Annotated in this window: 13 protein-coding genes; 9 read left to right on the top strand and 4 right to left on the bottom strand. The window is 68.5% G+C overall.

All coding sequences use genetic code 11. From position 1 onward, the window contains the following. Window positions 1-94: 94 nt before the first annotated feature. The 7 genes from IMZ29_RS21580 to IMZ29_RS21550 all read left to right on the top strand — a co-directional run bounded on the left by IMZ29_RS21580 (window position 95) and on the right by IMZ29_RS21550 (window position 4,644). Window positions 95-535 (top strand): DNA polymerase III subunit gamma/tau C-terminal domain-containing protein, encoded by a 441-nt coding sequence (locus tag IMZ29_RS21580; protein ID WP_216188194.1) that lies wholly within the window; start codon window positions 95-97, stop codon window positions 533-535. Between the two features lie 24 nt (window positions 536-559). Continuing rightward, window positions 560-886: a YbaB/EbfC family nucleoid-associated protein gene (locus tag IMZ29_RS21575; protein ID WP_216188192.1), complete on the top strand. Its 327-nt coding sequence runs from the start codon at window positions 560-562 to the stop codon at window positions 884-886. A 16-nt stretch (window positions 887-902) separates the two neighbouring features. Further along, window positions 903-1,508 carry a recombination mediator RecR gene (gene recR / locus IMZ29_RS21570; RefSeq protein WP_216188190.1) on the top strand — a complete coding sequence of 202 codons (606 nt, stop codon included), beginning with the start codon at window positions 903-905 and terminating at the stop codon, window positions 1,506-1,508. Window positions 1,509-1,546: 38 nt separating this feature from the next. After that, a complete protein-coding gene (locus IMZ29_RS21565; protein ID WP_216188187.1) occupies window positions 1,547-2,179 on the top strand; it encodes a riboflavin synthase in 633 nt (210 codons plus the stop codon). A 113-nt stretch (window positions 2,180-2,292) separates the two neighbouring features. Then, window positions 2,293-3,636 (top strand): NADP-specific glutamate dehydrogenase, encoded by a 1,344-nt coding sequence (gene gdhA / locus IMZ29_RS21560; protein ID WP_216188185.1) that lies wholly within the window; start codon window positions 2,293-2,295, stop codon window positions 3,634-3,636. 10 nt (window positions 3,637-3,646) lie between these two features. Beyond that, a complete protein-coding gene (locus IMZ29_RS21555) occupies window positions 3,647-4,123 on the top strand; it encodes a tRNA (cytidine(34)-2'-O)-methyltransferase (protein WP_216188183.1) in 477 nt (158 codons plus the stop codon). Window positions 4,124-4,137: 14 nt separating this feature from the next. Continuing rightward, window positions 4,138-4,644 carry a GNAT family N-acetyltransferase gene (locus tag IMZ29_RS21550; protein WP_216188181.1) on the top strand — a complete coding sequence of 169 codons (507 nt, stop codon included), beginning with the start codon at window positions 4,138-4,140 and terminating at the stop codon, window positions 4,642-4,644. Between the two features lie 25 nt (window positions 4,645-4,669). Here IMZ29_RS21550 and IMZ29_RS21545 read toward each other — a convergent pair whose 3' ends face one another. The 4 genes from IMZ29_RS21545 to IMZ29_RS21530 all read right to left on the bottom strand — a co-directional run bounded on the left by IMZ29_RS21545 (window position 4,670) and on the right by IMZ29_RS21530 (window position 7,791). Next, a complete protein-coding gene (locus IMZ29_RS21545; RefSeq protein ID WP_216188179.1) occupies window positions 4,670-5,668 on the bottom strand; it encodes a Bug family tripartite tricarboxylate transporter substrate binding protein in 999 nt (332 codons plus the stop codon). A gap of 28 nt (window positions 5,669-5,696) precedes the next feature. After that, window positions 5,697-6,794, bottom strand: a complete 1,098-nt coding sequence (locus tag IMZ29_RS21540) for an NAD(P)H-dependent glycerol-3-phosphate dehydrogenase (RefSeq protein ID WP_216188177.1) — start codon at window positions 6,792-6,794, stop codon at window positions 5,697-5,699. 2 nt (window positions 6,795-6,796) lie between these two features. Then, window positions 6,797-7,303 (bottom strand): protein-export chaperone SecB, encoded by a 507-nt coding sequence (secB, locus tag IMZ29_RS21535; protein ID WP_216188175.1) that lies wholly within the window; start codon window positions 7,301-7,303, stop codon window positions 6,797-6,799. An 83-nt stretch (window positions 7,304-7,386) separates the two neighbouring features. Beyond that, window positions 7,387-7,791 carry a rhodanese-like domain-containing protein gene (locus tag IMZ29_RS21530; RefSeq protein WP_371820390.1) on the bottom strand — a complete coding sequence of 135 codons (405 nt, stop codon included), beginning with the start codon at window positions 7,789-7,791 and terminating at the stop codon, window positions 7,387-7,389. A gap of 127 nt (window positions 7,792-7,918) precedes the next feature. On the opposite strand from IMZ29_RS21530, the gene gpmA reads away from it, so the two are divergent. Both gpmA and IMZ29_RS21520 read left to right on the top strand, forming a co-directional pair. Continuing rightward, on the top strand, window positions 7,919-8,668 hold the full coding sequence (gene gpmA, locus IMZ29_RS21525) for a 2,3-diphosphoglycerate-dependent phosphoglycerate mutase (RefSeq protein ID WP_216188173.1): 750 nt from the start codon (window positions 7,919-7,921) through the stop codon (window positions 8,666-8,668). A gap of 13 nt (window positions 8,669-8,681) precedes the next feature. Then, window positions 8,682-9,527: murein hydrolase activator EnvC family protein (locus IMZ29_RS21520; RefSeq protein WP_371820389.1), on the top strand; the 846-nt coding region annotated here is incomplete at its 3' end.

Raw genomic sequence — 9,527 nt, 5'->3', positions numbered from 1 at the left:
CTGAGCGACGCCCCGAGTGCGCCGCCTGCCCGCGCCACGCGGGCCCCCCGACGAAGTCTCCGGCGAGGCCTCTGGCCGCGGTCAGCCGTCAGCCGTGGAGCCGCCTGCCCCTCCGGCTGTCGTGATCCACGACCAGGCAGTGGACGCCGGCGAGCCCATCGTCCTGCGCGAGCCCTGGCCTGTGCTTGCCACGCGGCTGCCGCTGCGCGGCATGTCCGCCGAGCTCGCCCGTCAGGCCGAATGGACGGGCGTCGAAGGCGGCACCATCGTGCTCACCGTGCCGGCTGCGCCGATGGCGCAGGGCCCGTCGGTGGAACGCTTGCGCGCCGCCCTGATCGAACACTTCGGCCGCCCGCTGCAACTGAAGATGCAGGTGGGCGAGACCGGTTCTGACACGGCGCATGCCGTGGCGCAATCCGAACGCGAGGCGCGCCAGCGTGACGCGGAATCGGCCATCGTCGCCGATCCCTTCGTCCAGGCGCTCGTTCAGCAGTTCGGCGGTGAAATCATTCCGGGCTCCATCAAGCCCGCCTGACAGACTTCTACGAGGGTTGTTTCCATGATGAAAGGACAGATCGCCGGCCTCATGCGCCAGGCGCAGCAGATGCAGGAAAACGTCAAGAAGGCTCAGGAGGCCCTGGCGGAGATCGTGGTCGAAGGGGCTGCCGGCGGTGGCCTGGTCAAGGTGAGCATCACCTGCCGTCACGACGTCAAGCGCGTGCAGATCGATCCGAGCCTGCTGGCTGACGACAGCGACATGCTCGAAGACCTGGTGGCCGCGGCGTTCAACGACGCCCTGCGCAAGGTCGAGACCACCACCCAGGAAAAGATGTCGTCCGTGACGGCGGGCATGCCGCTGCCCCCGGGCATGAAGCTGCCTTTCTGATTCGCCCGTCTGCGCCATGCAAGCCGAACTCGACGACGCTGCGCCACTGGCCGCGCTCATCGCCGCCCTGCGGCGGTTGCCGGGCGTGGGCGTGAAGTCGGCGCGGCGCATGGCCTATCACCTGCTGCAGCACGACCAGCCGGGCGCGCAGCAACTGGCCAGTGCGCTGGGCAATGCGCTCACCGAGCTGCGGCACTGTGAGCGTTGCAATACGTTCACCGAGGCGCCCATCTGCAGCGTCTGCGCCAATCCCAAGCGGGATCCCGGTCTGCTCTGCGTGGTCGAGACCCCGGCGGACCAGAACGTCATCGAAGCCACCCATGGCTATCGCGGGCTCTACTACATCCTGATGGGGCGCCTCGCGCCCCTGTCAGGGGCGGGCGCGGAGGCCATCGGCCTGGACCGGGTGGTGGAGCGCGCCGCCGACGGTGTCGTGCGTGAGGTCATTCTCGCCACCAGCTTCACGGCCGAGGGCGATCTCACCGCGCACTACCTGGGCGACGCCCTGCGGGCCCGCGGGCTCACTGTCACGCGGCTGGCGCGTGGCGTGCCGGCAGGCAGCGAACTCGAATACGTGGACGCGGGCACGATCGCCTGGGCGCTGGCCGAACGGCGCGCGTAGTCCGAGTCCTCTTCATCTGCATCACCAAGGAGTCTTCCATGTTTACGGGCATCGTCGCCGCTGTCGGGCGCATCGTTCGTGTCGAATCCCAGGATGCCGGCGAGTATGCTGGCCTGCGTCTGCATGTGGAGGCAGGCACGTTGGGGCTGGACGAGGTCAAGCTTGGCGATTCGATCGCCCTGCAAGGCGCCTGCATGACGGTCACTTCGCTCCAGGGCAATCAGTTCACCGTGGACATCTCGCATGAGAGCCTGCGTCTGACGGTGGGCCTGGACGCCGAAGGCGACGTGAACCTTGAGAAGGCGCTGCGTCTGGGGGATGCGCTGGGCGGGCACCTGCTCTCCGGCCACGTGGATGGCCTGGGTGAGGTGGTGCGCTTCGCGCCGGTGGGCGAATCCCATGAGCTTGCCGTGCGCGTGCCCACCGAGTTCGGCAAGTACCTCGCCTACAAGGGCTCGATCGCGGTCAATGGCGTGAGCCTGACCGTCAATCGTGTCATGGACAGCGCCGAGGGTTGCGAAGTGAGCATCAACCTCATCCCGCACACCGTGGCGGTGACGACGCTGCGGCACCTGCGCCCCGGCAGCCGCGTGAACATCGAAGTGGACATGATTGCGCGCTATGTGCAGCGCATGCTCGCCCACGGGGAGATCGGTGTCCCGGCGAAGTAGCCGCTGACACCCCGGCCATTGCGGCCGGCCGTCTTCTCCGACGACAAGAGGCGCTCCTCGAGAGCGCCGCCGACACGGGTGCCACGGCGCCCGTCTTTCCCAAAGGAGTGTTCGTGCAGTACGACAGTGTGGAAGATTTCCTGGCGCAGGTCGCCGCCCGCAATCCCGGCCAACCCGAGTTCCAGCAGGCCGTCTCCGAAGTGATGCACAGCCTCTGGCCGTTCATCGCCCGCAACCCGAAATATGCGAGCCAGGCACTGCTCGACACCCTGGTCGAGCCGGACCGCATGATCCAGTTCCGCGTGAGCTGGACGGACGACAAGGGTCATACCCGCGTGAATCGCGGCTACCGCGTGCAGCACAGCGCAGCCATCGGCCCCTACAAGGGCGGCATGCGCTTTCACCCCTCGGTCAACGCCTCCATCCTGAAGTTCCTGGCCTTCGAGCAGACCTTCAAGAACGCACTCACCACGCTGCCCATGGGCGGCGGCAAGGGCGGCTCGGATTTCGACCCCAAGGGCAAGTCCGATGGCGAGATCCGTCGCTTCTGCCAGGCGCTCGTATCCGAATTGTTCCGACATATCGGGCCGGATACCGATGTGCCTGCGGGCGACATCGGCGTGGGCGCGCGCGAAGTGGGCTTCATGGCCGGCCAGTACAAGCGTCTCGCGAATTCCGCGGGCTCGGTCTTCACCGGCAAGGGCCCGTCCTTCGGCGGCAGCCTGATCCGTCCGGAATCCACGGGCTACGGCACGGTGTACTTCACGCAGCAGATGCTGGCGCGCCAAGGCCGTGACCTGACGGGCCTGCGCGTGGCGGTCTCGGGCAGCGGCAACGTGGCTCAGTACGCGATCGAGAAGCTGATCTCGCTGGGCGCGATCGTGGTCACGGTGTCCGATTCGCAGGGCATGGCCGTGGACCCGGCCGGCTTCGATACCGAGAAGCTCGCCATCCTGATGCGCATGCGCAACGACGAGCGACGTACGGTGCGCGAGTACGCCGAGGCCGTCGGCATTGCCTACCATCCTGGCGAGCGGCCGTGGTCCGTGGCTGTGGACGTGGCCTTGCCGTGCGCAACGCAGAACGAGCTGGACGAGACGGACGCCAATCGCCTCATCGCCAACGGGGTGCTGTGCGTGGCCGAAGGCGCCAACATGCCCAGCACGCTCGAAGCCGTTCACGCCTTCGAAGCCGCCGGCGTCCTGTTCGCACCGGGCAAGGCGAGCAACGCCGGTGGCGTGGCGACCTCGGGCTTCGAGATGTCGCAGAACGCGATTCGTCTGTCGTGGACCCGCGAGGAAGTCGATCAGCGCCTGCAAGCCGTCATGGCCTCCATCCACGATGCATGCGTGCGCTACGGCCAGCGCGAGGACGGCACGGTCAGCTACGTGGACGGCGCCAACATCGCCGGCTTCGTGAAGGTGGCCGATGCGTTGATGGCCCAGGGCTGGTGCTGAGCGTCTGACCATGTTCCACGTCGTTCTCGTCGCGCCGGAGATTCCGCCCAATACCGGCAACGCCATTCGGCTGGCGGCCAACACCGGTGTGCAGCTGCACCTGGTGCGGCCGTTGGGCTTTGAGCTGGATGACGCGCGGCTGCGCCGCGCAGGGCTGGATTATCACGAGTGGGCGACCGTGCGCGTGCACGACGACCTGCCGGCTGCGCTGCTCGCCACGCGCGCCGACGCTGGCCGAGCGTTCGCGCTCACCACGCGCGCCGAGCGCAGCGTGGCCGAGGTGGCGTTCGCCCCGGGTGACGTGTTCGTGTTCGGCAGTGAGACGGCTGGCCTGAGCGAAACCGATCTGGCGCGCTTCGCGCCGGATCAGCGTGTGCGCCTGCCCATGCGGCCCGGGCAGCGCAGCCTGAACCTGTCCAACGCGGTGGCCGTGACGGTGTTCGAAGCCTGGCGCCAGCATGGCTATGCCGGCGCGGCGGGGTCGTGAGGCCCGAGACGGCCGTGCAGATCCGGGCTCTCACGCTGGCGGATCTGCCCGACGTCTGCCGGATCCAGGCGGCATGTTACGTGGCGGTCACCCCCGAGTCGCCCGCCTCACTGCTTGCCAAGATCCAGGCTGCGCCCCAGACGTGCTTTCTCGCCCTGGCCTCGGATGTCGCGGTGGCGTACGTGCTGGCCATGCCTTGGCGAGAAGGGGAGGCCGTCCCGCTCGACAGCGCATGTTGCGAGCTGCCAGGCGTCCCTGATTGTCTGTACATTCATGACCTGGCCGTTGATCCGGTCGCGGCAGGCGCGGGCGTGGGCCGGCAGATGATCTCTGCCGTGATGGCAGCGGCCGAGTCGCTGGCGCTGGCGTCACAGTGCCTGATCGCCGTGCAAGGCGCGCGCGCCTTCTGGCAACGCTACGGCTTCGTGGCGCAGCGGGCGACGCCGTCGCTGCGCCGCAAGCTCGCCGGGTACGGCGAGGACGCTGTCTACATGACGCGGCGGACGCCCACGGGCGTGTGAGGCCCGGCAGGCGCTCGCGCCGGGCTCAATCCAGCGACAGCTTCAATTGATCGATCACCGCCGTCCAGCGGGCCGTCTCGTCCGTGATCTGCTTGGCGAGCACGTCCGGCTTGCCGCCCACGCCGGTGAAGTACTGGCTGTCCAGCAGCGTCTTGATGCGCTCGCTGCGGATGATGGTGTCGAGCTCGGTGTTCAGGCGCTCGACGATCTCGGGCGGGGTGCCCGCGGGCACCAGCACAGCCTGCCAGGAGATGGCCTCGAAGCCCGCCGTGGTGGCAGCCACCGTGGGCACGCCGGGCAGCAGGGGCGAGGCTTCGCGGCTGCTCACGGCGAGTGCCTTGGCCTTGCCCTGGTTGACCTGGGGCATGGCGATCGCGGGCACCATGAACGCCGCGTGCACGTCGCCCGCGATGATGGCGGTGATGACCTGCGGAAAGCCGGCATAGGGCACGTGCAGCAGATCCACCTTGGCGTCCGACTTGAGCATCTCCATCGCCAGGTGCGAGGCGCTGCCCGGCCCGACGGAGCCGTAGTTGAGCCGCTTGGGATCGGACTTGGCCAGCGCGAGGAAGCCCGCCATGTCGTTCACGCCGAGGTCGTTGTTCACCACGAGCACGTTGGGGCTGGTCGCGATGAGGCTGACCGGTGCGAGATCCTTCATCGGGTCGTAGCCCAGCGTCTTCTGATAGAGCCGCGGCGCGGTGACGAGCGGGCCGTTGATCGTGAAGAGCAGCGTGTAGCCATCCGGTTGCGCCTGGGCGACCGCCCGCGTGCCGATGTTGCCGCCTGCGCCGGGCCGGTTGTCGATGATGATCGATTGCCCAAGCGCCTTGGACAGCGGCTCGGCCACGGTGCGCGCGACGATGTCGGGCGAGGAGCCGGGCGGGAAGGGCACGACCATCGAGATGGGGCGGCTGGGCCACGCAGCGGCGGCCTGCACGGGCAGGGCGACGCTGGCGGTGACGGCCAGGGCGGCCAGGCTCAACAAGGTGCGGCGCACCGCGGAAAAGCGAGTCGTCGTCATGGTGTCGATGGGCTCGGGTAAGAAAGAATCAGCTGTCGCTGGCCGGCGTTTCCTGGCGCGGTTCGCGGGCGAGCAGGCAGGCAACGGCCTCGCGCGCGGTGGCGCCTTCGAAGAGCAGCGCGCATACGGCGTCGGTGATGGGCATGTCCACGCCGTGACGGCGTGCAAGACTCTGCACGGCGCGCGCGGCACGCACGCCTTCGGCCACATGCGGGCTCTGCGCGAGGATGTCGGCCAGGACCTGCCCCTTGCCGAGCTCCACGCCCACGCGGCGATTGCGCGAGAGATCACCCGTGGCGGTGAGCACCAGATCGCCCAGGCCGGTGAGTCCGGCGAAAGTGTCGGGCCGCGCGCCCATGGCAACGCCCAGGCGCGTCATTTCAGCCAGCCCGCGCGTGATGAGCGCGGCCCGGGCATTGGTGCCCAGCCCCTGGCCGTCGGCCACGCCGCAGGCGATGGCGAGCACGTTCTTCAGCGCCCCACCCACTTCCACGCCGACGATGTCGTCGCTCGCGTAGATGCGCACGTTCTCGCCGTGCAGCGCAGTGACGACGCGTTCGCGCAGGCCGGGATCCCGGCTCGCGATGGTGAGCGCCACCGGCAGCCACTGGGCCACTTCGCGCGCGAACGACGGGCCGGAGAGCACGCCCTGCGCGATATCGGGATAGGCGTCGAGCGCGGCCGCCGCGATCTGGTGCGGCAGCTCGCCGGTGTTCGGGTCCACGCCCTTGCACGTCCAGACGACGTCTGTGCGGCCCGGGGCATGGCGGCTCAGCAGCGCGGCCACGTTGGCACAGGTGTCGCGCAGGCCCGCCACGGGCACACCCAGGATGATGAGTGCGGGTGCAGGACCCGCCAGATGGCGGCCGACCGCGTCGAAATCGGCGGTGTACGCCAGGGTGTCGGGCAAGGAGACGCCGGCAAGATAGCGGCGATTCTCCCGGTGTTCGGCCAGGCTTGCCGCCGTGGCCGGATCTCGTGCCCAGAGCAGGGTGGGGCAGAAGCGGCTGGACATCGCCGCGAGGGCAGTGCCCCAGCTGCCCGCACCGATGACGGCCACGCGCAAGCCGCCGGGTGGCGGGCTGCCGTCCTGGGCAACGCGTCCGGTCGGCTGCACGGGCGTCATGCTCAGTGCTGCGCGGCGGGGGCAGCGCCGTTGGCGGCGGCCTGCGACTGCTGGTACTCGGCCAGGCGTTGCTCGTACATGGCCTGGAAGTTCACTTCGGCCAGGTGCACGGGCGGCAGCGAGGCGCGGGTGATGGCGTCGGCGACGTTGGCACGCAGGTACGGGTAGATCATGTTCGGGCAGACGATGCCCAGGAGCGGATCCATCTGCTCGGCGGGGATGTTCGACAGTTCGAAGATGCCGGCCTGCTTGCCTTCGACGAGGTACAGGACCTGATCCTTGATCTTGGTCGTGACCGTGGCGGTGACGGTGGCTTCGAACACGGTCTCGGCCAGGCGCGTGACGCCCACGTTCAGCTGCACTTCCACTTGGGGCTGTTCGTTCTCGAGGAAGATCTGCGGCGCGTTCGGCAGCTCGAGGGAGAGGTCCTTCAGGTAGACGCGCTGCAGGTTGAAGACGGGAGCGGCTTGCGTGTTCTGATCCTGCGCGGGGGTCTGGGCTTCGGCCATGAGGGTCTCGTTTCGTTGTGATGTGGCAGCGCACTGCCGAAGGAAAGGGAGCGCGCGGCGCCGGGGGCGGCGCCGCGCGGCGATCAGCGGGTGGTGACGGGCAGGCCGGCCTGTTGCCAGGCGATGAGGCCGCCATTGAGCGTGTGCACCTTCTCGAAGCCCTTGGCCTTGAACTGCGCGGCGGCGCGAGCGGCGGTGCGCCCGTTGTTGCACACCACGATCAGCGGCTTGTTCTTGGGCAGCGAGCTGGCACGGGTCTCGATGTCGTCCACGGGCACGTTGCGGGCCTGGGCAATGTGGCCCTTCTCATACTCCACGGGCGGGCGGATGTCGACGAAGACGGCCTGCTCGTGATTGACGAGTTGGGTGGCGCCGGTGGTGTCCACGCCATTGACACCGCGGGCACGGCTAAAGCCTGGCCACATGAGCATGGCGCCAGAGACGACGGCAACGGCGATGATGAAGATGTTCTGCAGTACGAAGTCCACGCGGGGTTTCCTGGTTCCAGCGGCGAAAACGCTTCGCCGCGACTGGCGCGAGGCGCCCTAAGCAAAGTGCAATCAAGAATTATAGAATGACGAGTTAACCATCGCACCCTACTTCTCATTGCCTGCCATGCACAAACTCGTCCTCATGCGTCACGGCGAAAGCCAGTGGAACCTGGAAAACCGCTTTACCGGGTGGACTGACGTCGACCTCACCGAGACCGGCCGCGAGCAGGCACGCCAGGCGGGCCAGCTCCTGAAGCGGGAAGGCTACGACTTCGATCTCGCCTTCACGTCGGTCTTGAAGCGCGCCATCCGCACGCTGTGGATCGCCCTGGACGAGATGGACCGCATGTATCTGCCGGTGGAGCCGACCTGGCGCCTGAACGAGCGTCACTACGGCGCGCTGCAGGGCCTGAACAAGGCCGAAACCGCCGCCCAGTATGGCGACGAGCAGGTCCTCGTGTGGCGCCGTGCCTACGCCATTGCCCCGAATCCGCTGCCCGAGGGCGACGATCGCCTGCCGGGCAACGATCCGCGTTATGCGGATGTCGATCCGGCGCTGCTGCCCAACACCGAATGCCTGAAGGACACCGTCGAGCGCGTCGTCCCTTACTGGGACGAGGCCATCGCCCCGGCCATCCGCGCCGGCAAGCGCGTGCTGATCGCCGCGCACGGCAACAGCCTGCGCGCGCTCATCCGTCACCTGGACAACGTGTCGGACGACGACATCGTCAACCTGAACATCCCGACCGGGCAGCCGCTGGTCTACGAGCTCGACGACGACCTGAAGCCCATCCGTCACTACTACCTGGGCAATCCGGACGAGATCGCGGCGGCCATGGCCGCCGTGGCGGCGCAGGGCAAGGCGAAGGCCTGATCAGGCCCGCCTCGTGCCGCGCGCCCGGCAGTTCCCGTCTGACGTGCCGATGACGCGCGGCGGCGTCGGCACGCCCCCTCATCGCCCCACGGGGCTGCGGGCCGCGCTGGCGCTGGTCCTGGCGTTGGCCTGCCCCGTTGGCATGGTTATGGCCCAGCCTGCCTCGAACCTCGCCCAGCGCGAGGCGGCCCAGCACGAGCGCGATGTGTTGCGCGAGCGCATCGAGCGCATCGAGCGCGAGATGGCCGAAGCCGAGAAGGCGCGGGCGACCGCGGCCGATGAACTGAAAGCCTCCGAACGCGCGATCTCCGAGACCACGCGTCGTCTGAGCGAGATCGAAGGCCGACGCAAGACGGCCGGCGACGAGTTGAAGGATCTGGAGCACCGCATCAGTCGGCGCGAATCCGATCTCGCGGCGCGCCAGAAGACGCTCGCGGCGCTGATGCGCCAGCAGTACGAAACGGGCGGCGTGACCCCGTGGAGCGCGCTGCTCTCGGGCAACGATCCACAGGAGACCGGGCGCACCCTGGGCTACCTCGGCTATGTGTCGCGAGCCCGTGCGGCGCAGGTGATGGCCGTGCGCGAGGAGATCGCTGCGCTGCAGACCCTGCACGAGAGCGCTGCCGAGCGGCGCGCCGAGCTCGATGCCCTCGCCAAGGAACAGACGGCCCAGCGCGAAGAGCGCGTGCGCCAGCAGGCCGAGCGCAAGCGCGTGCTGGCCGCGGTGGGCGAGCGTCTGGCGGTGCAACGCAGCGAAGCCTCCCGCCTGGCCGACGACGAAACCCCAGGTGACAGATCGCCAGATCGTGACGCTGGAGCGCCTGTTGGAGGACATGGAAGGCTGCGAGCAGAACTCCCA

It is taken from the genome of Verticiella alkaliphila (assembly GCF_018904615.1).
Lineage (GTDB): Bacteria > Pseudomonadota > Gammaproteobacteria > Burkholderiales > Burkholderiaceae_B > Verticiella > Verticiella alkaliphila.
Note: the sequence above shows the minus strand (reverse complement) of the source record. Positions and strands in the feature narration are given on the sequence as shown.

What these genes read in the sequence shown, in the direction of transcription:
- IMZ29_RS21575 (WP_216188192.1), top strand. Translation starts at nt 560, where the DNA reads ATGATGAAAGGACAGATCGCCGGCCTCATGCGCCAGGCGCAGCAGATG.
- recR (WP_216188190.1), top strand. Translation starts at nt 903, where the DNA reads ATGCAAGCCGAACTCGACGACGCTGCGCCACTGGCCGCGCTCATCGCC.
- IMZ29_RS21565 (WP_216188187.1), top strand. Translation starts at nt 1,547, where the DNA reads ATGTTTACGGGCATCGTCGCCGCTGTCGGGCGCATCGTTCGTGTCGAA.
- IMZ29_RS21555 (WP_216188183.1), top strand. Translation starts at nt 3,647, where the DNA reads ATGTTCCACGTCGTTCTCGTCGCGCCGGAGATTCCGCCCAATACCGGC.
- IMZ29_RS21545 (WP_216188179.1), bottom strand. Translation starts at nt 5,668, where the DNA reads ATGACGACGACTCGCTTTTCCGCGGTGCGCCGCACCTTGTTGAGCCTG.
- IMZ29_RS21540 (WP_216188177.1), bottom strand. Translation starts at nt 6,794, where the DNA reads ATGACGCCCGTGCAGCCGACCGGACGCGTTGCCCAGGACGGCAGCCCG.
- secB (WP_216188175.1), bottom strand. Translation starts at nt 7,303, where the DNA reads ATGGCCGAAGCCCAGACCCCCGCGCAGGATCAGAACACGCAAGCCGCT.
- gpmA (WP_216188173.1), top strand. Translation starts at nt 7,919, where the DNA reads ATGCACAAACTCGTCCTCATGCGTCACGGCGAAAGCCAGTGGAACCTG.